This window comes from Cellulomonas sp. Root485, from assembly GCF_001426705.1.
Taxonomy (GTDB): domain Bacteria; phylum Actinomycetota; class Actinomycetes; order Actinomycetales; family Cellulomonadaceae; genus Cellulomonas.
Window position 1 is genome coordinate 491,290 of sequence record NZ_LMFC01000001.1, and the last position, 23,998, is coordinate 515,287.

The following is a 23,998-nucleotide window of genomic DNA, read 5'->3' on the forward strand; positions in this document are numbered from 1 at the left end:
CCACAGCCCCTCCCCCCGGAAGGATCACCATGCGCCTCACCCGAACAGCACGCGTGTGTCTCGTCGCGGCGGTGGTCATCACCGCATGCAGCCTCGCCGCGTGCAGCCCCGCCGTCAGCTCCCCGGAGACCGGCGGCTCTGCCCCGGCCGGGGACTCGGCGCCCGGCGCCGACGCCACGACGGTCGGCGTCATCGCCGTCGGGCCGAAGGACGACTTCGGCTACAACCAGGCCGTCTACCAGGGCGTCGAGGCGCTGCGCGAACAGTTCCCCGACCTCGACGTCCTCGAGGCGTACAACATCCCCGAGGACGACACGGCCGCCACGACGATGGAGAGCATGGTCGCGCAGGGGGCGACGATCATCTTCGCCACCAGCTACGGCCACCTCGACGCCGCCAAGCAGGTGGCCGAGGCGCACCCCGAGGTCGTCGTCGTCCACCAGGGCGGTCTGCTCGACCCGGTGCCCGCCAACATGGGCACGTACTTCGGGAGCGTGTTCGAGCCCGTGTACCTCGCCGGCATCGCCGCAGGGGCCGCGACGCAGACCGGCAAGCTCGGCTACGTCTACGCCATCCCGATCCCGCAGACGCTGGCCAACATCAACGCGTTCACGCTCGGTGCGCAGTCGGTGCGGCCGGACGTCGACGTGACCGCCGTCTCGACCACCAGCTGGTGCGACCCGGCCACGCAGGCCGACCGGGTGGCGTCGCTGCTCAGCTCCGGCGTCGACGTGATGACGCAGCACCAGGACTGCACCAAGACGATCATCGAGGCGACCGAGGCCGCCGGTGCGTACACGGTCGGCTACCACGCGGACGCGTCGTCGCTGGCGCCCGAGGGCTGGCTCACGGGGTCCGAGTGGGACTGGGGTCCGCTGTACACGGACATCGTGCAGACGGCGATCGACGGTGACTTCACGGGCAGCGAGTACAACGCCAACTACCGCGCGAACATGGCCAGCGGCAAGAACCCGTTCGTCGCCTCGGCGTTCGGGCCGAGCGTCACCGACGAGACCAAGGCGCTCATCGCCGCCGCGGCCGCCGACCTCGAGGCGGGTGGCAGCCCGTTCGCCGGTCCGATCACCGCGCAGGACGGGACCGTGACGGTCCCCGAGGGCGAGACCCCGCCGATCGAGACCATCGAGCAGATGGACTACTTCGTGCAGGGCGTCACCGGCACCGTCTCCTGACCCTGGCGGGGGCCGGTCCCACCGGCCCCCGCCCCTTTCCTGGAGGGGCCATGCACGTCACCGGCACCACGCCCTACCCGTGGCCGTACGACGGCGACCTCGGGGGCAGCGGCACCGCGCTGCTCGTCGTCCTGCCCGTCGGCGTCGAGCCGCCCGCAGCCACCGAGCCGCTCGCCGCCGCGGTCCGCGCTGCGGGGGGCACGGTCATCGTCGTGCGCACCACGGCACCCGCACCCGGTGCCGTGCGCCCACCCGGCATCCCGTCCGAGGCCGCCGCCGGTGTCGCGGACCTCGACCTCACCGCCGGCGGGGTCGACGGGTTCTACGCCAGCGATCTCGACCTCGTGCTCCGCACCGGCCGCATCCGGCGCCTGCTGCTCACCGGCGTCGGGCTGGAGACCTGCGTGCACTCCACGATGCGCGACGCCAACGACCGCGGGTACGAGTGCCTGCTCGTGCTCGACGCGTGCGTGCCGATCGACCCCGCCCTGGTGGCGGCGTCGGTGTCGAGCATCGAGATGTCGGGCGGCATCTTCGGGGCCGTCGGCACCAGCGCTGACGTGATCGCCGCCCTGTCCACCGCCGAGCTGACCGTTGGAGCCCTGACATGACCGAGCTGCTGACCACCACGACCACCTTCGGTCCTGTCGAGGCCGACCCCTACGCGTGGCCGTACGACGGCACGTTCTCCGCCGCCACCACGGCCGTGCTGAACATCGACTGGCAGCAGGACTTCTGCGGCCCCGGCGGCTATGTCGACGCGATGGGCTACGACCTGTCGCTCACCCGCGCGGGCCTGGCACCGACGGCGGCGATGCTCGCTGTGGCCCGTGACCTGGGGTTCCACATCCTGCACACGCGCGAGGGGCACCGGCCCGACCTCTCGGACCTGCCCGCCAACAAGCTGTGGCGCTCGCGGCGGATCAACGCGGGCATCGGGGACGACGGCCCGTGCGGTCGCATCCTGACGCGCGGCGAACCGGGCTGGGAGATCGTCCCCGAGGTCGCACCGCTGCCGGGGGAGCTCGTCATCGACAAGCCCGGCAAGGGCTCGTTCTACGCCACCGACCTGGACCTGATCCTGCGCAGCCGGGGCATCACGCACATCATCCTCACCGGCATCACGACCGACGTCTGCGTGCACACCACCATGCGCGACGCCAACGACCGCGGGTACGAGTGCCTGCTGCTGTCCGACTGCACGGGTGCCACGGACTACGGCAACTACCTGGCGGCGCTGAAGATGGTCACGATGCAGGGCGGCGTGTTCGGCGCGGTCGCGGACTCGGCGGCACTTCTGGCGTCCCTGGCGAACCCGCTGACCCCCTAGCGGACGTCGGCGGGCGCGTGTGGGAGCGCGTCCGTTCCCTCCCGTCTTCAGAGATTCGCCCGTATCGCTTGCTGCAAGTTGCTGCAAGCGGATACGGTCGGCGACACCTGCCCCGCACATCGACGTGCGGGGAGACGAAGGAGTCGCCATGTCGCCCGCCGACGCCCCCGTCCGCCCCCTCTCCCGAGCGCTCGCCGCGCTGACCGCCGCCGCGGTCGCCGGCGTCGGGCTCGTCGCCGTCGTCGCCACCCCGTCCGTCGCCGCCGACCGCACGGTCGCGCTCGTCGGGTCGCTGCAGAGCGAGATCGGCTGCCCCGACGACTGGCAGCCTGCGTGCGCCGAGAGCGAGCTCGCCCCGACCGGCACCGCGGGGGTGTACGCCGCCGACTTCACGGTCCCCGCGGGCACCTACGAGTACAAGGTCGCCATCGACGACAGCTGGGACGAGAGCTACGGCAAGGACGGCGGCGACGCGAACATCCCGCTCGTCGTCGCCGGCCCGTCGAGCCTGCGGTTCACCTACGACGACACCACCCACCGCATCGCGCTGACGCCGCTGGACCTGGGCGGCGACTACACGCCCGCCGACGACGCCCTCGTCGCGGACCCGGTGCGGGACCCGGGCGCGGACCAGCAGTTCTACTTCGTCATGACCGACCGGTTCGCGGACGGCGACGACGCCAACGACACGGGCGGGCTCACCGGAGACAGCCTGGTCACGGGCTACGACCCGACGAACAAGGGCTTCTACGAGGGCGGCGACCTGGCCGGCCTGCACGAGCAGCTCGACTACATCGAGGGCCTCGGGACGACCGCGATCTGGCTCACGCCGTCGTTCAAGAACCGTCCCGTGCAGGGCAGCGGCGCGGACGTGTCGGCCGGGTACCACGGGTACTGGATCACCGACTTCACGCAGATCGACCCGCACCTGGGCACCAACGCGGAGCTGGAGGCGCTGATCGCCGACGCCCACGCGCGCGGGATCGACGTCTACTTCGACATCATCACCAACCACACGGCCGACGTCATCGACTACGCCGAGGGCCAGTACGACTATGTCGACCAGGCGACCAGCCCGTACACCGACGCCGCGGGCACCGAGTTCGACCCGGCCACCTACGCGGGCACCGACACGTTCCCGACGATGGACCCAGCCACCTCCTTCCCCTACACGCCGGTGATCGACCCCGAGGACGCCGACGTCAAGGTCCCGGGCTGGCTGAACGACCCGACGCTCTACCACAACCGCGGGAACTCGACCTACAGCGGTGAGTCGACGACGTACGGCGACTTCTCCGGCCTGGACGACCTCATGACCGAGAACCCGGCGGTCGTGGACGGCTTCGTGGACGTGTACAACCAGTGGGTCGACCTGGGCGTCGACGGCTTCCGCATCGACACCGCCAAGCACGTGAACTTCGAGTTCTGGCAGAAGTTCACGACGGGCGTGCGCGACCACGCGGCCTCGATCGGCAACGACGACTTCTTCATGTTCGGCGAGGTCTACGACGCCGACCCGGTCAAGCTCGCGCCGTACCTGCGCGACAGCGACATGAACGCGGTCCTCGACTTCACGTTCCAGTCGGCGGCCAGCAACTACGCCAAGGGCTTCTCGTCGGGCGGTCTGGCGGCGCTGTACGCGGGCGACGACCGGTACATCACGCCGACGACGAACGCGCAGGCGCTGCCCACGTTCCTCGGCAACCACGACATGGGCCGCATCGGCTACTTCGTGAAGGACGCGGACAACCGGGAGCAGCGCTCGGAGCTGGCGCACTCGCTGATGTACCTCACGCGCGGGCAGCCCGTCGTCTACTACGGCGACGAGCAGGGCTTCGTCGGCACCGGCGGGGACAAGGACGCCCGGCAGTCGCTCTTCGCGACGCAGGTGTCCGAGTACGCGAACCAGAACCTGCTCGACGGCACCCTGGCGGGCTCCGTCGACCGGTACGACACCGACTCCGCGCTGTACGACCACATCGCCGAGCTGGCCGCCCTGCGCAGCGCCCACCCGGCGCTGGGCACCGGCGCGCAGATCGAGCGGTACGCCGACGGCGCGGTCTACGCGTTCAGCCGGGTCGACGCCACGGAGAAGGTCGAGCACCTCGTCGCGACGAACAACGGCACCAGCGCGACCACCGTCACCATCGACACCCTGACCCCGGGGGCGACGTTCGCGCCGCTGTACGGGACGTCGACGGGCGTGACGGCGGCGGCCGACGGCACCGTCTCGGTGACGATCCCCGCCCTGAGCGCGGTCGTGCTCCGGGCCGGCAGCACGGTCGGCGCTCCCGCGTCCGCCGGTGCCATCACGCTCACCGCCCCGACGCCCGGTGCCGGTCTGTCGGGCGACGTCGCGATCACCGCCGCCGTGGCGGACGACGTGTGGAGCCAGACGTCGTTCGCTTACCGCGTGCTCGGCGACGACGGCTGGACCCCGCTGGGGACCGCCGAGACCACGTCGCCGCGGGTGTTCCACACCGTCACGGGGCTGCCCGACGGCGCGCTCGTCGAGTACCGCGCGGTGACCGTCGACGCCGCGGGCCACAGCTCCGCCGCCTCGACGTTCGCGAGCGTCGGCGGGGCCGTCGACGGCGTCGTCGACCCCGGCCCGGACCCGGGCGAGGACCTCTTCGTCACCGTCCCCGGCAGCCACAACGCGGCGATGGGCTGCCCGGGCGACTGGCAGCCGGACTGCGAGGCCGCCCAGCTGACCAAGCGTGCCGACGGCATCTACTCGGGCACGTTCACGCTGCCGGTCGGCAGCTACGAGTACAAGGTCGCCGTGGGCGGATCGTGGGACGAGAACTACGGCGTGGGCGGCGTCCCCGGTGGCGCGAACGCGGCGTACACCGTCACCACGGCCGGTCCCGTGACGTTCTACTACGACGCCACGACGCACTACTTCACGTCGACCGCTCAGGGCCCGATCCTCACGGTCCCCGGCTCCGACAACAGCGAGCTGGGCTGCTCCGGCGACTGGATGCCGGACTGCCTGAAGTCCTGGCTGCAGGACCTGGACGGCGACGGCACGTACACGTTCACCGCGCCGGACCTGCCCGAGGGCGCGTACGAGGTCAAGGTCGCGCACAACCTCGGCTGGGCCGAGAACTACGGTGCCGGCGGGGTGCGCGACGGGGCGAACATCCCGTTCTCCGCACCGGGCGGCAAGCCGGTGACGTTCTCCTACGTGCTGGCCACGCACGTGCTGACCATCGAGGTCACGGACCCGCCGCTGCCCGGCTCGGGTGAGGAGCGCGCGCACTGGATCGACGCACGCACGATCGCCTGGCCGGCGGCGTGGGCGCCGACCCCGGCACAGAGCACGTTCGCGCTGCACGGCTCGCCGACCGGTGGGCTGTCCGTGGCGGACCTCGGCGACGGCCCAGCGGTGCCGCTCACGTACGACCCCGCCGGTCTGTCCGCCGAGCAGCTCGAGCGCTTCCCGGCGCTCGAGGGCTACCTGGCCCTGCGCGTGCCCGACGGGACACCCGCCGCGGAGCTCCTGCGCGGTGCGCTCCTGGTCACCCAGGCGGCGGCCGACGGCACGTACCAGGCGGCGACCGGGGTGCAGATCCCGGGCGTGCTCGACGACCTGTACGCGGCGAAGGCCGGCAAGCGGAGCCTGGGCGCGACGTGGAAGAAGGGTGTCCCGTCGCTCGCGCTGTGGGCTCCGACAGCCCAGAAGGTCGACCTGCTGGTCTCCTCCGGGAGCACGGAGCAGCGTGTCCCGGCGACGCGTCAGGACGACGGCTCGTGGACCGTGGACGGGAAGAAGTCCTGGGCCGGTGCGCGGTACCTCTGGGAGGTCACGGTGTACGCGCCGACGACCGACCAGGTCGAGGTCAACCGGGTCACGGACCCGTACTCGGTGGCGCTCACGCTCAACTCGACGCACTCGGTGCTGGTGGACCTCGCTGACAAGGCGTTCCGCCCGCGCGAGTGGGAGAAGGCGAAGCAGCCGGTGGTGCGGCCCGTGGACCAGACGATCTACGAGCTGCACGTGCGGGACTTCTCGATCAGTGACCTGACGGTCCCCGCCGCCAAGCGGGGCACCTACCTCGCGTTCGGCACCGAGGGCGACGGCCGCGCGCACCTGCGTGAGCTCGAGAAGGCGGGCCTGACGACGGTCCACCTGCTGCCGACGTTCGACATCGCCTCGATCCAGGAGGACCGGAGGTTGCAGGAACAGCCGCTGCAGCCGGACTGCGACCTCGCGTCGTACGCGCCGGACTCCGACCAGCAGCAGGCCTGCGTCACCGCGGTGGCCGACGCGGACGGCTTCAACTGGGGCTACGACCCGCTGCACTGGTCGACGCCCGAGGGGTCGTACGCGGTCGACGCGGACGGCGGTGCCCGCGTCGCCGAGTTCCGCACGATGGTCGGCGCGCTGCACGCGGACGGCCTGCAGGTCGTGCTCGACCAGGTGTTCAACCACACCACGGCCAGCGGCCAGTCGCCGCAGTCCGTGCTGGACCGCGTGGTGCCCGGCTACTACCAGCGGCTCAACGCGACCGGCAACGTCGAGACCTCGACGTGCTGCCAGAACATCGCCACGGAGCACGCGATGGCGCAGAAGGCCATGGTCGACTCGGTGGTGACGTGGGCCCGGGACTACAAGGTCGACGGGTTCCGGTTCGACCTCATGGGCCACCACTCCGTGGAGAACATGGAGGCCGTCCGGACCGCTCTGGACAAGCTGACACCGAAGAAGGACGGCGTCGACGGGAAGAAGGTCTACCTGTACGGCGAGGGCTGGAACTTCGGCGAGGTGGCCGACAACCGGCTCTTCACGCAGGCCACGCAGGGGCAGCTGGGCGGGACGGGGATCGGAACGTTCTCCGACCGGCTGCGCGACGCGGTCCGCGGCGGCGGCCCGTTCGACGAGAACCCGCGCATCCAGGGCTTCGGCTCCGGCGGGGGCACCGACCCGAACGGCGACGCGATCAACGGCTCGGCGGCCGACCAGCTGGCCCGGGCGGCGCACGACGCCGACCTGGTCCGGCTCGGCATGGCGGGCAACCTGCGCGACTACGCCTTCCTGACCAGCGCAGGCACCGTTCAGACGGGGGAGGAGCTCGACTACAACGGTCAGCCGGCCGGGTACGCCGACTCCCCGGAGGAGGTCATCACCTACGTCGACGCCCACGACAACGAGACGCTGTGGGACTCGCTCACGTACAAGCTGCCTACGGACACCCCGATGGCGGACCGCGTGCGCATGAACACCGTCTCGCTGGCGACGACGGCCCTGGCCCAGACGCCCTCGTTCTGGCACGCGGGCGCCGACCTGCTGCGCAGCAAGTCGCTCGACCGCAACAGCTACAACTCGGGCGACTGGTTCAACCTGCTCGACCTGTCCGGCCAGGACAACGGCTTCGGCCGCGGTCTGCCCCCGGCGCCTGACAACGCGGCCAAGTGGCCGTTCCAGCAGCCGCTGCTGGCCGACCCGGCGCTGAAGCCGACCCCGGCGGACATCGCCACGGCGTCGAAGGCTGCCGACGACCTGCTGAAGCTGCGGTTCTCGACGCCGCTGTTCCGGCTCGGCTCGGCCGACCTGATCGAGCAGAAGGTCGGCTTCCCCGGCTCGGGTCCGGACGCCGATCCCGGTGTGGTCGTCATGACGATCGACGACGAGCCCGGCTGGGACCCGGCGACGCGGTGGTGGACCAAGGACGTGGACAAGAAGCTCGACGGCGTCCTGGTCGTGGTCAACGCGTCCGACGAGGCGACCACGCAGACCGTGTCGTCGCTGGTGGGCCACAAGCTGACCCTGTCGCCGGTCCAGGCGAAGGGCAGCGACCCGGTGGTCAAGGGCACGACCTGGGACAAGGCGACGGGTACGGTGACGGTCCCGCCGCGGACCGTGGCGGTGCTGGTCGAGAACCACGCGACCTGGGGCCACGGCCACGGCTGGTGGGACTCGGTCCGGGGCTGGTGGGGCGGCCAGCGCAGCTGACGACGTCCCGCGACGGGCCCCTGACCTCGGTCTCGGGCCCGTCGCGCTGTCCGTTTTGGGGCCTGATAGGTTCGCGCTGCGAAGCCAAACTGGCGACAGATCGTGAGATAACCGTGATGTTGGCGTTCACATCGTGATGAATTTGTAATCACTCCGCCGTTCAGGAGAGTTTGACTTCGAGACTCGAAGAGAAGAAAGTGAGCACCGCAGCGATCACCGGCCACGCCGGAGAACGCGGCCGGGACACCGGACGAGGCAGCGCAGACGCTGCCCGCGGCCGACGAACCCGAGCTCGTCAGGTCCGATCACCGGACCTCTCAACGATGAGAAGGAGCAAGCAATGCGACGGATCACCATCGCGGCAATGGGTGCGGTCGTCGCACTCGGACTGGCCGCCTGCTCGGGCAGCGGTGCCGGGAGCACCGACGACTCGACGGGCGCCGCGGCAGACCCGGCCGACCTCACGGTCGGTGTCGCCATGCCGACGCAGACCTCCGAGCGCTGGATCGCCGACGGCGACGCGGTCGAGAAGGGTCTGAAGGACGCCGGCTACAAGGTCGACCTGCAGTTCGCCGGCGACGACATCCCGACCCAGCAGCAGCAGATCGACCAGATGATCACCAAGGGCGCCGACCTGCTGATCATCGCCTCGATCGACGGCACCGCGCTGGCCACCCAGCTGCAGGCCGCGGCCGACGCGAACATCCCCGTCATCGCGTACGACCGCCTGATCCGCGACAGCGAGAACGTCGACTTCTACGTGACGTTCGACAACTACAAGGTCGGCGTCCAGCAGGCGACGTCGCTGCTCGTCGGGCTGGGCGTGCTCAACGCCGACGGCTCCAAGGGCGACGCGGCCGGCCCGTTCAACGTCGAGCTGTTCGCGGGCTCGCTGGACGACAACAACGCGCACTTCTTCTACCAGGGCGCGATGGACACCCTGCAGGAGTACATCGACGCCGGCACGCTCGTCGTGAAGTCGGGCCAGACCGACATCGAGCAGGTCGCGACGCTGCGCTGGCTGCAGGAGACCGCCCAGAAGCGCATGGAGGACCTGCTGACGTCGACGTACTCCGACGGCAGCAAGGTGCAGGGCGTCCTGTCCCCGTACGACGGCCTGTCCCGCGGCATCATCACCGCGCTGCAGAACGCCGGCTACGGCCCGACGCTCGCCCAGGGCCTGCCGGTCGTCACCGGCCAGGACGCGGAGATCGCGTCGGTCAAGCTGATCAACGACGACGTCCAGTTCTCGACGATCTTCAAGGACACCCGCAAGCTCGCCGAGCAGGCTGTCGTCTCGGCGCAGTCCTTCCTCGCCGGTGAGGAGCCGGAGGCCAACGACACCGAGACGTACGACAACGGCGTCAAGGTCGTCCCGTCCTTCCTCCTCAAGTCGGACATCGTCTACAAGGACAACATCCAGTCGCTCCTGATCGACTCGGGCTACTGGACCGAGGACCAGGTCGCCAGCGGCCAGGCCTGACCCGTACCGTCCTGACCTGCGGCCGGCCGGCACCCACACGGTGCCGGTCGGCCCGGGTCGCCCCCCACGAGGGGTGCCGACGGCGGCACCCTGCACGACGAAGGTGGAAGCCCCATGGCCAACTCCATTCTCGAGATGCAAGCCATCACGAAGACCTTCCCCGGCGTCAAGGCGCTGCAGGACGTGTCGATGTCGGTCCAGCGTGGCGAGATCCACGCGATCTGCGGTGAGAACGGCGCCGGGAAGTCGACGCTGATGAAGGTGCTGTCGGGCGTCTACCCGCACGGCACGTACGACGGCTCGATCCTCTTCGACGGGGACGAGGTCCAGTTCGGGTCGATCAACGACTCCGAGGCCAAGGGCATCGTGATCATCCACCAGGAGCTCGCGCTGGTGCCCTACCTGTCGATCGCCGAGAACATCTTCCTCGGCAACGAGCGCTCGCGCCGCGGGCTCATCGACTGGAACGTCGCCAACTCCGAGGCCGTGGCCCTCCTTGCGCGCGTCGGCCTCGACGAGCTGCCGGTCACCCCCGTCGGACAGCTGGGCGTCGGCAAGCAGCAGCTCGTCGAGATCGCCAAGGCGCTGTCGAAGGAGGTCAAGCTGCTGATCCTCGACGAGCCGACGGCCGCCCTCAACGACAACGACTCCGAGCACCTGCTGGGCCTCCTGCGCCAGCTCAAGGCGCAGGGCATGACCTCGATCATGATCTCCCACAAGCTCAACGAGATCGCCGAGATCGCCGACACCACGACGATCATCCGCGACGGCCGCACGGTCGAGACGCTCGACATGGTGGCCGACGAGGTCACGCAGGAGCGCATCATCCGCGGGATGGTCGGCCGCGACCTCGGGCACCGGTTCCCGCCCCACGAGTCGCACATCGGCGAGGAGGTGCTGCGGATCGAGGAGTGGACCGTGCACCACCCCACCGACCCGGACCGCATCGTCGTCGACGGCGCCAACCTCACGGTGCGCGCGGGCGAGATCGTCGGCCTGGCCGGACTCATGGGCGCCGGGCGCACCGAGCTCGCGATGTCCGTGTTCGGCCGCTCCTACGGCAGCCACATCACCGGCAAGGTCTTCCTGCACGGCAAGGAGATCCGCGTCGCCACCGTCTCCGAGGCGATCAAGCACGGCATCGCGTACGCCACGGAGGACCGCAAGAAGTACGGCCTGAACCTCATCGAGGACATCCGGACGAACATCTCCGCCGCGAACCTGTCGAAGGTCTCGCGCGGAGGCTGGGTGAACAGCAACGAGGAGATCAAGGTCGCCGAGAGCTTTCGGCAGAGCATGAACATCAAGGCACCCACGGTGCTGGCGCTGTCGGGCAAGCTGTCCGGCGGCAACCAGCAGAAGGTCGTGCTGAGCAAGTGGCTCTACACGGACCCGCAGGTGCTCATCCTCGACGAGCCCACCCGTGGCATCGACGTCGGGGCCAAGTACGAGATCTACACCCTGATCAACCGTCTCGCCGAGGAGGGCAGGGCCGTCCTCGTCATCTCCTCGGAGCTGCCCGAGCTGCTCGGCATCTGCAACCGGATCTACACGCTCTCCGCCGGCCGGATCACCGGCGTGCTCCCCAAGGAGCAGGCGACCCAGGAGAACTTGATGGAACTCATGACCAAGGAAAAGGACCAGGTTCGATGACCGCCATGGCAGGCCTGAAGGACCTCTTCACGAGGAACCTGCGCCAGAGTGGGATCTACGTCGCGTTCGTCGCGATCGTGGGCCTCTTCACCATCCTCACCGACGGTGTGCTGCTCAGCCCGGGCAACGTCACCAACATCGTCCTGCAGTACTCCTACATCCTGATCCTCGCGATCGGCATGGTCATCGTGATCATCGGCGGCCACATCGACCTGTCCGTCGGGTCGGTGGTCGCGCTCACGGGTGCTGTCTCGGCGGTCGTCGTCATCCAGCGGGGCCTGCCCTGGTGGGTCGGCGTCCTCGCCGGACTCGCCGTCGGGCTCCTGGTCGGCATGTGGCAGGGCTTCTGGGTCGCGTACGTCGGGATCCCGGCGTTCATCGTGACCCTGGCCGGCATGCTGCTCTTCCGCGGCATGACGCTGCAGGTGCTCGGCAACATCTCCCTGTCGCCGTTCCCCGCGGAGTACCAGAAGATCGCCGGTGGCTTCCTCAACGGCTTCCTGGGCGGCCAGGGCATCGACGTGTTCACGCTGGTCATCGGTGCGATCGCGGTGCTCGGCTACGCGTTCAGCCAGTACCGGGCCCGGCTCGGCCGGATCAAGTACCAGCAGGTCGTCGAGTCGATGCCGATCTTCATCACGAAGCTCGTCCTGGTCGGCCTCGTCGGCATGGCCTTCACCTACCAGCTGGCCCGCAGCCGTGGCCTGCCGATCGTCCTGATCATCCTCGGCATCCTGGTCATCGCGTACCAGATCGTCACCACGAAGACCGTGTTCGGCCGCCACGTCTACGCGATCGGCGGCAACCTGTCCGCCGCGCAGCTGTCCGGCGTGAAGGTCAAGCACGTCAACTTCTGGATCTTCGTCAACATGGGCATGCTCGCCGCCGTGGCCGGCGTGGTCTACTCGTCGCGGTCCAACGGTGCACAGCCCAGCGCGGGCGAGATGTTCGAGCTCGACGCCATCGCCGCCTGCTTCATCGGTGGCGCGTCGACCACCGGCGGTGTCGGTCGGGTGACCGGCGCCATGGTCGGTGGTCTGATCATGGCCGTCATGAGCAACGGCATGCAGCTCATGGGCATCGACCAGTCGGTGCAGCAGATGGTCAAGGGGCTCGTCCTGCTCCTCGCCGTCGCGTTCGACATCTACAACAAGCGGCGCGCAGGCGCGGCTCGCTGATCGGCTCGTTGACCAGCACGGACGAGGCCCGCGGCTATAGTCGCGGGCGTGAGAGGGCGGGTTGCGATGTCAGGCTCGCAGTCCTCGCTCCGTGAGGCCAACCGCGCGCTGATCGTCGAGACCGTCCACCGGCACGGCGGGCTCACGCAGGTCGAGCTCGCCGGGTCGACGGGCCTGTCGGCGGCCACGGTCTCCACGATCGTCAAGGAGCTGCTCGCCGCCGGGGTGGTCGACACCCGGAACACCACCCGGAGCGGGCGTCGTGCCCAGATGGTCACGATCGCCCACCGGGTGGGTCTCGCCGTCGGCATCCACATCGGGCCGCGGCACATGCGGATCGCGCTCGGCGACGTCATGAACGAGGTCGTCGCCGAGCAGACCCTCCCGCTGCCGAACGAGCACCGCCTCGACACGAGCCTGGACCGCGCGGCACTGCTCGTGGCGGACCTGCTCGAGCGCGTGGGATCGACGCTCGACGAGGTCGTCGGGATCGGCATCGGTCTGCCGGCCCCCGTCGACAGCGCCACCGGCATGGTCTCCGTGCGCGGCATCATGCGCGGCTGGGACGAGATCCACGTCGGCCACGTCCTGTCCAAGCGGCTGGGCTGCCCGGTGTTCGTCGACAACGACGCGAACCTCGGCGCCCTCGCCGAGAGCACGCACGGCGCGTCCCGGGCGTACCGCGACTCGGTCTACGTGCGGGCGTCGCACGGGACCGGCGCCGGGATCGTCATCGGCGGCCAGGTGCACCGGGGGTTCGGCGGGACGGCCGGCGAGATCGGTCACGTCCAGGTGGACCCGCAGGGAGACATCTGCCGGTGCGGCAGCCGCGGGTGCCTCGACACGGTCGTCGGCGGCCCCGCGCTGCTCGAGCCGCTCCGGTCCAGCCACGGCACGCTCGCGCTGCGCGACGTGATCCAGCGGGCGATCGAGGGTGACCCGGGATGTGCCCGCGTGGTCGCGGACGCCGGCTCGATCATCGGCGAGGTGGTCTCCGGGCTCGCGACCGCGGTGAACCCGCAGTGCATCGTCGTCGGGGGAGAGCTCGCCGAGACCGGGGAGCTCCTGCTGAGCCCCCTGCGTGAGGCGATCCGCCAGCGCGTGCTGCTCAACCAGATCGCGCCGCTCGAGGTCGTCCCGGCCGAGCTCGGCCAGCGCGCGGAGGTCGTCGGTGCGCTCGAGCTCGTCCTGCGCTCCACCGACTTCGTGGTCAGGTCCGACGAGCAGGCGCGCTCCGTGGGGGACGAGGCGCGCGGGTGAACAGGAGATGGCGCATTGACGCACGCACCGGGCGGGGTTTCACTGCACTTACGTGCCCAACGAGGAGCAGGTGAGGTCATGAGCGAGAACCCACGGGTCCCGCTGCTGTCCCTCCGGCAGATCAGCCTGCGGTTCGGAGCGGTCGAGGCCCTCGTCGGCGTCGACCTGGACGTCTACGCCCACCAGGTGGTGGCGCTCGTCGGCGACAACGGCGCAGGCAAGTCGACCCTCGCCAAGGTGATCTCCGGGGTCCTCCAGCCCGACTCCGGCCTGATCGAGATCGACGGCGAGGAGCAGACGATCCCGTCGCCGTCCGCGGCACACACCCTCGGCATCGCGACCGTCTTCCAGGACCTCGCGCTGTGCGGCAACCTCGACGTGACGTCGAACATCTTCCTCGGCCGCGAGCTCACCGACGGTGCCCTTCTCGACGACGGCCGCATGGAGCAGATGGCGCGGGGGATCCTGCGGGACCTCACCCTGCGCATCCCCTCCGTGCGCACCCCGCTGTCCGAGCTGTCCGCGGGCCAGCGGCAGGCCGTCGCGATCGCGCGCACCCTCATCGGATCACCGCGCCTCGTGGTGCTGGACGAGCCCACGGCGGCCCTCTCCGTCGCCCAGACGGCCGAGGTCCTCACGTACATCGAGCGGCTGCGCGACCTGGGGCACGGCGTGATCCTCATCAGCCACAACATGAACGACGTGCGCGCCGTCTCCGACCGCATCGTGGTCCTGCGCCACGGCCGCAACAACGGCTCGTTCGACGCCGACACGGCCAGCTACGAGTCGATCCTCGCGGCGATCACCGGCGCGACCACCCAGGACAACGAGATGCTCCGCCGGATGGCCGCGCTGCGCTGACGGCGCTGCGCACCACGCGGACCGCCCACGGTCGCGGATGCTGGGGTGCTGTCGTCACCGGCCGGCGAGGGCGACTGGAAGCGCGGTTCCGTCCACCCCGTACGGCGCGACACTCGCCGCGGCGGCATTCCCGGGCCACCAGGCGGCGAACCGCCCACCATCCACGGTGGCAGTGACCGGCTCGCCAGAGTCTCGCGTCACGACGACCTCGGCGACGTCCGGCCCCACGCGCCCATGGATGGCGGTCCATGCGCCGTCCACGTCGGACCAGGTGCTGAGCTGTGTCGTGATGGTGACGTCGCCACCGGTAGGCGACGGTCCCAGCTCCTCGATCGATCCGGCCACTGACGACTGGTCGACGTCGCTCCACACGCACGCCGCCGTCCAGCTCTGGTCGACGAGGAGCACCATGGCCACGGTGCCTCGCTGCTCGATGATGGTGGGCGCCGCCTCCGCTGGTGCGGATTCCTTGCACGAGCTCGCGGCAGCGGCGGCGACCTGCGATGACGGCTTCGTCGGGACGGCGGTCCAGGTGGCGAGTGCAGAGGTTGCCGTCGACGTCGACACGGCGAAGACCACCGCGGACGCCGCTGCAACGGCGGGGACCAGGGCCCACCACCTGCGCATCGAGCGGCTCGGTGTCGATGACGTCGGCTCGTCCGCGATCGGTAGGGAGTCCTGCGCCAGCTGCACCCGTGCGCGTGCCTGCGCCAGCCCGGCAGCGTCGACGGGCAGGGGCGGGGAACGCTGTGGAGGAGCAACCGGCGACCTGGGCGGCAGCGGCCGGCGACAGCCCGTTCCACGCCGTCAGCAGGAGCGCCTCGCGGTCGTCCGACGAGAGCGATGCCATCGCCGCGAGGTAGGCCTGTCTCTCGACGACCTCGCGGGCCGGCTCGTCGGTCGCGTGCAGCTCCGGGGGCAGCCAGTCGGCGAGGACGGGCCTTCGAGCGGCGGCGCGGTTCTGGTTGGAGATGGTGTGCCGCGCAACCACCAGAAGCCAGGGCAGGGGGTCGAGGGGGACGTCGCCATGTCGACGTCACGCGACGATGAACGTCTCGGCGACCACGTTTCCCCGCTCGGGTTACATCGAGTTCGGATCTCCTTCTGCCGCGGTGCCGGTAGCTCCACCATCCCTGCGCCCGAGGTGTCGCGCACGGAAGGGCCCCCGACAGGCGACGTCGGGGGCCCTTCGGCTGTGCCGGGTTGCGGAGACCGCGGCGGGTGGTCGCGCCAGGGGCGTCAGCCCTTGACCGACCCGGACATCAGACCGCCGATGAAGTACTTCCCGAGCAGGACGTACACCAGCAGCGTGGGCAGCGACGCGAGCAGGGCGCCCGCCATCGAGATGCCGTAGTTGGTGAGCAGCGCACCGTTGGCCAGGTTGTTGAGTGCCAGGGTGACCGGGCCGTTCTGGCTGGAGGAGAAGAACACGGCGAAGAGGAAGTCGTTCCACGCCGAGGTGAACTGCCAGATGAGCACGACCACGAAGCTGGGGATCGAGATCGGCAGGACGACGGACCAGTAGGTCCGCAGCATCCCTGCACCGTCCACGCGTGCGGCCTCGACCAGCTCGTCGGGGATCGACATGTAGTAGTTGCGGAAGATCAGCGTCGTGATCGGCAGGCCGTAGATGACGTGCAGGATGATCAGCGACGGGACGCCCGAGGGGATGCCGGCGCCGAGCATGAGCTGCAGCAGCGGGATCATCACGGCCTGGTACGGGATGAACATCCCGAACAGGATCAGGGTGAAGACGATGTCGGCACCCCGGAAGCGCCAGCGTGCCAGCACGAAGCCGTTCATCGAGCCGAGGAACGACGAGATGATCGCGGCCGGGACGACCATCTGGAACGTGCGCCACAGCGCCGGCGACAGGGCCTGCCACGCGCCGGTCCAGTTCTCGGTCACCCACACCTGCGGGAGGTTCCACGCACGTGCGGGGGAGGCGTCGCCCTGGCCCTTGAAGCTGGTGACGACGAGCACGTACACGGGGATCAGGACGAGCAGCGTGAAGAAGATGAGCAGGGCGTACTTGGCGGTCCTGCCCTTGGAGAAGCGGCCGGTCGTCTTCGGCGGCTCGATGGTCTGCGGTGCGCCGAGGGGGGCGGTGAGCTCGGCGGGGGTCACGACGGTCACTTGTGCGTCTCCGTCCGGTTGAGGTGCACCAGGTACGGGACGATCAGCACCGCGACGATCACGAGCAGGATCGCGCCGACGGCGGCGGCGTTGGAGTAGTCGAAGCTCGACTTGAAGACGTACATGTCGATCGCGGGCACCTTGGTCTGGTAGTTCGCCGGCTTCGAGATCGACATGATCAGGTCGAACGCCTTGAGCGACATGTGGCCGACGATGATCACGGCGGACAGGGCGACGGGGCTCAGCTGCGGGAAGATCACGTAGCGGTACATCTGCCAGGTGGAGGAGCCGTCCACGCGGGCGGCCTCGCGCAGCTCCTCGGGGACGCCGCGGAAGCCGGCCAGGAAGAGGGCCATCACGTAGCCGGACAGCTGCCAGATGGCCGGGATCGCGATGGCCGCGATGCCGACGTCCACGTTGTTCCACCAGTTGTTCTGCAGGAACGGCAGGCCGATCATCTGGAACAGCCGGTTGAGGCCGGACGCGTTCTCACCCTGGTTGGAGTTCAGCAGCCAGCGCCACACGACGCCGGACGCGACGAACGAGACGGCCATCGGGAACAGGTAGATGGACCGGAAGAGGCCCTCGAACCGCACCGGGCGGTCCAGCAGCCACGCCCAGAGGAACCCGAAGATAATCGTCCCCGCGAGGAAGACGACGGTGTAGATCACGAGGTTCTTCAGCGAGTGCTGGAACTCCTCGGAGCCGAACAGGTCGATGTAGTTCTGGAACCACACGAAGCTGACGGGCTCACGACCGTTCGCCTGGGCGGCGTTGTGGATGTCCTTCATCGACGTCGTCGCGTTGATGGTGAGGAGTCCGTAGACGAAGACGCCGAGCAGGATCAAGGTCGGCGAGATGAGCAGGAGGGGTGGGCCCCACGTGCGGATCTGTCGGGGCACGAGTGCCTCCTGAGTCGTGACGAACGAGCGGACGGGTCGGGCGGTCGGAGCGACCGACCCGGGGCGTGCGGTGCTGCGGTGCGGGACGCGGACCCGTCCCGGCCCTGGTGTCACCCAGGGCCGGGACGGGACCGGTCACGCGGTGAGCCGGATCAGCTCGCGTTGGCCGCGGCGGCGGCCACGAGGTCCGCCTGGAAGCCGGCGAGGTCGCCGCCACCGGTGGTGAACTTGCTGGTGGCGTCCGAGATCGCGTTCGCCCAGGCGGTCGGCGCCGCGGCACCGTGCGCCAGCGAGGACACGATGGTGTCCTGACCGAACGACGCCATGGCGGACTGCTGGTAGGCCGAGAAGTCCTCGGGCTTGGCGTCGTTGCGGGCGGGGATCGAGCCCTTCGCCTTGTTGAACGCGACCTGCCCGTCGAGCGACCCGATCGTCTTCAGCCACGCCTTGGCGCCGACGGGGTGCGGGGCACCCACGGCCAGCGTGAACGAGTCGGCCAGGAAGTCGAAGACGCCGTCGGTGCCGGGGACCGGCATGTAGACGTAGTCGGCCGGAGACTTCTTGCCGGCCTCCTCGAACGCCGCGACGGCCCAGTCGCCCATGACGTTGAACGCGGCGTTGCCGTCGATGACCTGCTGGGTCGCGTCGGGCCAGTCGAGGCCGTCACGGTCCTCGTTGGTGTAGCTGATGAGCTTCTCGAAGTCGGCGAGCGCGTCGGTGACCTCGGGGCTGGACCAGTCGGTCGACCCGTCCCAGAGGCCGTTGTAGCCGTCGGCGCCCAGGTCGGACAGGAGGATGGTCTCGAACAGGTTGACCTGGGTCCACGTGGTCGCCAGCGACAGCGGCGTGCGGCCCGTCTTCTCCCGGACGGTGTCGAGCGCGACGAACCAGTCGTCGAGCGTGGCGTACGTCGCGGCGGGGTCGAGACCCGAGTCCGTGAGGAGCTGGGTGTTGGCCCAGACGACGTTCGCGCGGTGGATGTTCGACGGGATCGAGTAGATCTTGCCGTCGACGGTGAGGCGCTCGACCAGGTCGGCCGGGAACGCGTCGCGCAGACCGAACTCGTCGTACAGGGCCGAGACGTCCTCGACCTGGCCGGCGTTGATGTAGTCGGTCAGCTCGGCGCCCGCGTGGGCCTGGAACGTGTCCGGGGGGTCGTTGGCCTGCAGGCGCGACTGGAGCAGGTCCTTGGCCGCGGAGCCGGCACCGCCGGCGACGGCGCCGTTGACGAACTCGACGTCCGGGTTCTGGACCTCGAACACGCCCACGAGGGCGTCGAGGCCGAGCTTCTCGGAGCCGCTGGCCCACCAGGTGAAGACCTCGACCTCTTCGCTCTTCCCGCTGCCCGTGTCGTCGCCCGTGTCGCCGGAGCTGCACGCTGCCAGCGCGAGGCTGGCGACGGCGAGACCTGCGGCCATGGCGGTGAACTTGCGTGCTGTACGCATGTGACTCCTACGCCTTCTTTGCCGTGGATGAATCTGGGTGCTGCTGCTGGCCGGGTGGGGTTTCCCGGCCCGAGGGTGCTCGTCCGGCGGTGCAGGAGCGCCGACCGGCCGATCGGGCGGAGGCTCGTCAGTGCGCCTCGCCCGATCCGGGTCACATCTCATCGGCCTCGAATCATTGAAGTCAAGAAGTGAACGCATGCGAAGCCGAATCGTGATCTGAGGTTCACCCTGTGGAGACGGAGGGATCGCCCGGATGCCGACAGAAGCCGCGACAGGCGCATTCCGGCAGCATCTGCGCAGGTCGCCGCGCTGTCCGGTCCGCCTCGTCGACGCGGGTCGACGGCATCCACCGCGCGTCCCGAGCAGTCCCCACGGGGGCGAGATTGAGCGTGTGTATCCTTCGCGCGTGGGCAATGACCGGGGTACACCTGGCTCCCAGACTTCACTGCGTGAAGCCAACCGGGCGCGGATCGTCAGCGCCGTCCAGCAGCGTGGGTCGCTCACGCAGGTCGAGCTGGCCGGTGTCACCGGCCTGTCCCCGGCCACCGTGTCCAACATCGTCAAAGAGCTGACGACCGCCGGCGTCCTGCACACCGCACCCACCTCGCGCAGCGGCCGCCGCGCGCAGCAGGTGACGCTCGCCCGCAACCTCGGGCTCGTCGCGGGCATGCACTTCGGCACGCGCTCGCTGCGGGTGGCGCTGTCCGACGTGGCGCACCGGATCGTCGCGGAGCAGCGCATGCCGCTCCCGCCCGACCACCGGGCGGATCAAGGGCTCGAGCGCGCGGCGCTGCTCCTGACCGAGATGGTGGACTCCGTCGACGCCGTGCTGTCCGAGGTGCTGGCGGTCGGCGTCGGGGTGCCGGCGCCCGTCGACGTCCGCACCGGGCAGCTGTCCTCCCTCGGCATGCTCCGGGGGTGGGACGGCGCCGCGGTGCCCCAGCTGCTCGGCGACCGGCTGGGCCTGCCCGTGTACATCGACAACGACGCCAACCTCGGCGCGCTCGCGGAGGTCCGCCTCGGTGCCGCCCGCGGCAAGCAGCACGTCGTCTACGTCCGGGCCTCCCACGGCGTCGGCGGGGGCCTGGTGCTCGGCGGTGAGGTCTTCCACGGCCGCGTCGGTGCCGCCGGCGAGATCGGCCACACCACGATCGACGACCAGGGCCCCATCTGCCGGTGCGGGAACCGCGGCTGCCTGGAGATGTACGTCGGGGCCCCGGTCCTGCTCGACATGCTGCGTCCCAGCCACGGCAACCTCACGATCCGTGACGTCATCGCGCAGGCAGCAGCGGGGGACGCGGGGTGCCGACGTGTCATCGCCGACGCCGGGCACCACCTCGGCGTGGCCGCCGCAGGCGTGTGCAACCTGTTCGACCCGGAGCTCCTCGTGGTCGGCGGCGAGCTCGCGGACGCGGGGGAGATGCTCCTGGAGCCCCTGCGCGCGGCGCTCACCCAGCGCACCATCCCCAGCACCGCCGGACCCGTGCCCGTGGTCGGCGCGGAGCTCGGCGCCGCGGCCGAGGTGCGCGGGGCGCTCGCGGTGGCGCTCGACACGGTCACGATCGCCGGTGCCGGGGCGGTGGTCGTGTGACCCGCGCGCTCCTCGCCGTCGTCGCCCTGCTGCTCGCGCTGGCGGGGTGCGCAGCGGCCCCGCAGAGTGCCGCCCCCTCCGACCAGGTGATCGCGCTGCTGCTCCCGGAGTCGAAGACCGCCCGCTACGAGGCCGTGGACCGCCCGCAGTTCGAGAAGGTCGTCGCCGACCGCTGCCCGGACTGCACGGTCATCTACGCCAACGCCAACCAGGACGCGGCCGCGCAGCAGCAGCAGGCGGAGTCGGCGCTCACCCAGGGCGCCGGCGTCCTCGTGCTCGACGCGGTCGACGCCGCGGCGGCCGTGAGCATCGTCGGGCAGGCGCACCGCCGCGGGGTGCCCGTCATCGCCTACGACCGGTTTATCGCCGACGCCGACCTCGACTACTACGTCTCGTTCGACAGCCGGCGGATCGGCCGGCTCCAGGGCGAGGCGCTGGTCCGCGAGCTGGCCGTCGGGCGGACCGGGCCCGCCGACCCGCCGCAGGGCGTGCTCCTGGTCAACGGGTCGCCCACCGACCCGAACTCCGCGGCGCTCGAGGCCGGGGTCGCGGACGCGTTCGCGGGTGCCCCGATCGAGGTGCTCGCCGCCTACGACACCCCCGACTGGAGCCCCGACAAGGCGCAGGAGTGGGTGACCGGCCAGCTCACGCAGTACGCCGGACAGGTGGACGCCGTGTACGCCGCGAACGACGGCACCGCAGGCGGGTCGATCTCCGCGATGAAGGCCGCCGGGCTCGATCCGGTCCCGCCGGTCACCGGGCAGGACGCCGAGCTCGCCGCGATCCAGCGGATCGTCACCGGCGACCAGTCGATGACCGTGTACAAGGCGATCAGCGAGCAGGCGCGCACCGCCGCCGAGCTCGCCGTGCGCGTGGTGCACGGAGAGGTGCCGGTCACCAGCTCCCGCGTGCAGGGCGTGCCGGCGCTGCTGCTCAGCCCCGTGCCCGTGACCGTGGACAACGTGCGCCGCGTCATCGTCGACGGCGGCGTCTACACCACCGAGGAGATCTGCGTGGAGCCCTACACCGACGCCTGCACCGCCGCAGGCCTGCTCGACGGGGAGTCACCATGACTGTCGTGAACGGACCCGTCCTCGCGCTGCGCGGGGTGTCCAAGAGCTACGGCGCCGCACGCGCGCTCGTCGACGTGGACCTGCAGGTGCACGCCCACGAGGTCGTCGCCGTGATCGGTGACAACGGCGCCGGCAAGTCCACCCTCGTCGGCGCGCTGACCGGTGCGCTCGTCCCTGACGAGGGCGAGGTGCTCGTCGACGGGAGCCCTGTCACCCTGTCGGACCCGTCGGTCGCGCGCGGCCTCGGGATCGCTGCGGTGTTCCAGGACCTCGCGCTGTGCGCCAACCTCGACGTCGTCGAGAACCTCTACCTCGGGCACGAGGCCCAGCGTGGGCTGCTGCTCGACGAGGTCACGATGGAGAAGCACGCGTGGGAGCTGCTCAACCAGCTCGCCGCCCGGGTGCCGTCGGTCCGGGTGCCGGTCGCGGCGCTGTCCGGCGGGCAGCGGCAGGCCGTCGCGATCGCGCGCTCCCTGCTGGGCGAGCCCCGGGTGATCGTCCTCGACGAGCCGACCGCCGCGCTCGGGCTGCGGCAGACGGCCGAGTTCCTCACGCTGGTCGAGCGGCTGCGCGAGCGCGGGCACGGCGTCCTGCTGACCAGCCACTCGCTGGCCGACGTGCAGGCCGTCGCGGACCGCATCGTGGTCCTGCGGCTCGGCCGCACCAACGGGGAGTTCGACGCCGCCAAGACCAGCTACGAAGAGCTGCTCGCCGCGGTGACGGGGATCCAGCGATGAGCGACCTCGGCCTGGCCGCATCCACCTGGCAGCGCCTGCGCACGGGTGACCTCGGCGTCCTGCCCGTCGCCGTGGTCCTCGTGCTCATCGGGCTCGTGTTCCAGGTGCTCAACCCGCACTTCCTGTCCGCGGACAACCTGGTCAACCTCACGCAGCAGTCCGCCGCGACCGGGGTGATCGCCCTCGGCGTGGTCCTCACGCTGCACGTCGGGCAGATCGACCTGTCCGTCGGGGCCGTCTCCGGCCTGGCCGCCGCCGTCGTCGCCGTCGGCTCCGTCCAGCTGGGCTGGCCGCTCGTGCTCGCGGTCCTGGCCGCGCTCGCGGTCGGTGTGCTCGTCGGGTCGATCTACGCGGCCCTGCACACGCGGCTGGCGGTCCCCAGCTTCGTGTTCACCCTGGCCGGCCTGCTGGTGATCACCGGGCTGCAGATGCGTGTGCTCGGCCCCACCGGCTCCGTGAACCTGCCGTTCGAGTGGTGGCTGGTGCGGTTCTGCCAGACCGCGTTCCTGGCACCCGCGACGTCGTGGGTGATCGTCGCGCTCGTCGTGGCCGGGTACGCCGCCGGCCGGATGACCGACCGGGTGCGCCGCCTGCGCGCCGAGCTGCCCGTCGCGCCGTTGTGGCAGGTCGTGGCCCGGGTCGTGGCGCTCGCAGCCGGGCTGTCGCTCGTGGTCGCCTACCTCGGCACCAACCGGGGCGTCGGTGCGGTCTTCGCGCTGTTCGTCGGGCTCGTGGCGCTCACGGACCTGATGCTGCGCCGGACGCGCTGGGGTCGCTTCGTCCGGGCCGTCGGAGGCGACGCCGAGGCGGCGCGCAAGGCCGGGGTGCCCGTGCGCCGGGTGTTCGTGTCCGCGTTCGTCGCGTGCTCGACGCTCGCCGCGCTCGGCGGGGTGCTGGCCGTGGGCCGGCTCGCGGCGGCGAACCAGGGCAGCGGGGCCGGCGACACCAACCTCACCGCGATCGCTGCCGCGGTGATCGGCGGGACCAGCCTGTTCGGCGGGCGGGGATCGGCGTGGTCCGCGCTGGTGGGCATCCTCGTCGTCCAGTCCATCTCGACCGGGCTCACCCTGCTCAACCTCGACCAGTCCGCCCGCCTGGTCGTCACCGGCCTGGTCCTGGCGGTCGCCGTCACCATCGACGCCCTCCAGCGCCGGGCGCGCGAGGCCTGACCTCCTGGGCACGACGCGCCCGACAGCGTGA

17 protein-coding genes are annotated in these 23,998 nt (G+C 70.5%); 13 read left to right on the forward strand and 4 right to left on the reverse strand.

What is annotated here, in order from left to right:
• Positions 1-29 precede the first annotated feature (29 nt).
• From ASD16_RS02485 to ASD16_RS02525, 9 genes are all read left to right on the forward strand, one after another.
• Positions 30-1,190, forward strand: coding sequence for a BMP family ABC transporter substrate-binding protein (locus tag ASD16_RS02485; RefSeq protein WP_055912413.1), 1,161 nt, complete (start codon positions 30-32; stop codon positions 1,188-1,190).
• Between the two features lie 50 nt (positions 1,191-1,240).
• Positions 1,241-1,801, forward strand: coding sequence for a cysteine hydrolase family protein (locus tag ASD16_RS02490; protein WP_055912415.1), 561 nt, complete (start codon positions 1,241-1,243; stop codon positions 1,799-1,801).
• Positions 1,798-2,520 carry a cysteine hydrolase family protein gene (locus ASD16_RS02495; RefSeq protein ID WP_055912417.1) on the forward strand — a complete coding sequence of 241 codons (723 nt, stop codon included), beginning with the start codon at positions 1,798-1,800 and terminating at the stop codon, positions 2,518-2,520. Before ASD16_RS02490 ends, ASD16_RS02495 begins: the two co-directional genes overlap by 4 nt.
• 148 nt (positions 2,521-2,668) lie before the next feature.
• Positions 2,669-8,479 (forward strand): pullulanase-type alpha-1,6-glucosidase, encoded by a 5,811-nt coding sequence (gene pulA / locus ASD16_RS02500; protein WP_055912419.1) that lies wholly within the window; start codon positions 2,669-2,671, stop codon positions 8,477-8,479.
• A gap of 340 nt (positions 8,480-8,819) precedes the next feature.
• Positions 8,820-9,962, forward strand: coding sequence for a multiple monosaccharide ABC transporter substrate-binding protein (gene chvE, locus ASD16_RS02505; RefSeq protein ID WP_055912421.1), 1,143 nt, complete (start codon positions 8,820-8,822; stop codon positions 9,960-9,962).
• A 114-nt stretch (positions 9,963-10,076) separates the two neighbouring features.
• Positions 10,077-11,615, forward strand: a complete 1,539-nt coding sequence (mmsA, locus tag ASD16_RS02510) for a multiple monosaccharide ABC transporter ATP-binding protein (protein ID WP_055912424.1) — start codon at positions 10,077-10,079, stop codon at positions 11,613-11,615.
• Positions 11,612-12,793, forward strand: a complete 1,182-nt coding sequence (mmsB, locus tag ASD16_RS02515) for a multiple monosaccharide ABC transporter permease (protein ID WP_055912426.1) — start codon at positions 11,612-11,614, stop codon at positions 12,791-12,793. The genes mmsA and mmsB overlap by 4 nt, the downstream gene beginning before the upstream one ends.
• A gap of 66 nt (positions 12,794-12,859) precedes the next feature.
• A complete protein-coding gene (locus ASD16_RS02520) occupies positions 12,860-14,053 on the forward strand; it encodes an ROK family transcriptional regulator (RefSeq protein WP_055912427.1) in 1,194 nt (397 codons plus the stop codon).
• A gap of 78 nt (positions 14,054-14,131) precedes the next feature.
• Positions 14,132-14,914: an ATP-binding cassette domain-containing protein gene (locus ASD16_RS02525; RefSeq protein WP_055912429.1), complete on the forward strand. Its 783-nt coding sequence runs from the start codon at positions 14,132-14,134 to the stop codon at positions 14,912-14,914.
• Positions 14,915-14,968: 54 nt separating this feature from the next.
• Here ASD16_RS02525 and ASD16_RS22150 read toward each other — a convergent pair whose 3' ends face one another.
• The 4 genes from ASD16_RS22150 to ASD16_RS02545 form a co-directional block, all read right to left on the reverse strand.
• Positions 14,969-15,325, reverse strand: coding sequence for a hypothetical protein (locus ASD16_RS22150; protein WP_235523077.1), 357 nt, complete (start codon positions 15,323-15,325; stop codon positions 14,969-14,971).
• 828 nt (positions 15,326-16,153) lie between these two features.
• Positions 16,154-17,050, reverse strand: a complete 897-nt coding sequence (locus tag ASD16_RS02535) for a carbohydrate ABC transporter permease (RefSeq protein WP_200942811.1) — start codon at positions 17,048-17,050, stop codon at positions 16,154-16,156.
• Positions 17,047-17,952 carry a carbohydrate ABC transporter permease gene (locus ASD16_RS02540; RefSeq protein ID WP_055912432.1) on the reverse strand — a complete coding sequence of 302 codons (906 nt, stop codon included), beginning with the start codon at positions 17,950-17,952 and terminating at the stop codon, positions 17,047-17,049. The genes ASD16_RS02535 and ASD16_RS02540 overlap by 4 nt, the downstream gene beginning before the upstream one ends.
• Before the next feature lie 152 nt (positions 17,953-18,104).
• A complete protein-coding gene (locus ASD16_RS02545) occupies positions 18,105-19,397 on the reverse strand; it encodes an ABC transporter substrate-binding protein (protein ID WP_055912434.1) in 1,293 nt (430 codons plus the stop codon).
• A gap of 406 nt (positions 19,398-19,803) precedes the next feature.
• On the opposite strand from ASD16_RS02545, the gene ASD16_RS02550 reads away from it, so the two are divergent.
• The 4 genes from ASD16_RS02550 to ASD16_RS02565 are packed head-to-tail and all read left to right on the forward strand — an operon-like array spanning position 19,804 to position 23,967.
• Entirely contained in the window at positions 19,804-20,988 is a 1,185-nt protein-coding gene (locus ASD16_RS02550) for an ROK family transcriptional regulator (protein ID WP_055912436.1), read from the forward strand.
• Positions 20,985-22,061, forward strand: a complete 1,077-nt coding sequence (locus tag ASD16_RS02555; RefSeq protein ID WP_055912438.1) for a substrate-binding domain-containing protein — start codon at positions 20,985-20,987, stop codon at positions 22,059-22,061. The genes ASD16_RS02550 and ASD16_RS02555 overlap by 4 nt, the downstream gene beginning before the upstream one ends.
• Entirely contained in the window at positions 22,058-22,798 is a 741-nt protein-coding gene (locus ASD16_RS02560) for an ATP-binding cassette domain-containing protein (RefSeq protein WP_055912440.1), read from the forward strand. Before ASD16_RS02555 ends, ASD16_RS02560 begins: the two co-directional genes overlap by 4 nt.
• Positions 22,795-23,967, forward strand: coding sequence for a sugar ABC transporter permease (locus ASD16_RS02565; RefSeq protein ID WP_055912442.1), 1,173 nt, complete (start codon positions 22,795-22,797; stop codon positions 23,965-23,967). Before ASD16_RS02560 ends, ASD16_RS02565 begins: the two co-directional genes overlap by 4 nt.
• Positions 23,968-23,998: the final 31 nt, after the last annotated feature.

What these genes read in the sequence shown, in the direction of transcription:
- ASD16_RS02485 (WP_055912413.1), top strand. Translation starts at nt 30, where the DNA reads ATGCGCCTCACCCGAACAGCACGCGTGTGTCTCGTCGCGGCGGTGGTC.
- ASD16_RS02490 (WP_055912415.1), top strand. Translation starts at nt 1,241, where the DNA reads ATGCACGTCACCGGCACCACGCCCTACCCGTGGCCGTACGACGGCGAC.
- ASD16_RS02495 (WP_055912417.1), top strand. Translation starts at nt 1,798, where the DNA reads ATGACCGAGCTGCTGACCACCACGACCACCTTCGGTCCTGTCGAGGCC.
- pulA (WP_055912419.1), top strand. Translation starts at nt 2,669, where the DNA reads ATGTCGCCCGCCGACGCCCCCGTCCGCCCCCTCTCCCGAGCGCTCGCC.
- chvE (WP_055912421.1), top strand. Translation starts at nt 8,820, where the DNA reads ATGCGACGGATCACCATCGCGGCAATGGGTGCGGTCGTCGCACTCGGA.
- mmsA (WP_055912424.1), top strand. Translation starts at nt 10,077, where the DNA reads ATGGCCAACTCCATTCTCGAGATGCAAGCCATCACGAAGACCTTCCCC.
- mmsB (WP_055912426.1), top strand. Translation starts at nt 11,612, where the DNA reads ATGACCGCCATGGCAGGCCTGAAGGACCTCTTCACGAGGAACCTGCGC.
- ASD16_RS02520 (WP_055912427.1), top strand. Translation starts at nt 12,860, where the DNA reads ATGTCAGGCTCGCAGTCCTCGCTCCGTGAGGCCAACCGCGCGCTGATC.
- ASD16_RS02525 (WP_055912429.1), top strand. Translation starts at nt 14,132, where the DNA reads ATGAGCGAGAACCCACGGGTCCCGCTGCTGTCCCTCCGGCAGATCAGC.
- ASD16_RS22150 (WP_235523077.1), bottom strand. Translation starts at nt 15,325, where the DNA reads ATGGTGCTCCTCGTCGACCAGAGCTGGACGGCGGCGTGCGTGTGGAGC.
- ASD16_RS02545 (WP_055912434.1), bottom strand. Translation starts at nt 19,397, where the DNA reads ATGCGTACAGCACGCAAGTTCACCGCCATGGCCGCAGGTCTCGCCGTC.
- ASD16_RS02560 (WP_055912440.1), top strand. Translation starts at nt 22,058, where the DNA reads ATGACTGTCGTGAACGGACCCGTCCTCGCGCTGCGCGGGGTGTCCAAG.
- ASD16_RS02565 (WP_055912442.1), top strand. Translation starts at nt 22,795, where the DNA reads ATGAGCGACCTCGGCCTGGCCGCATCCACCTGGCAGCGCCTGCGCACG.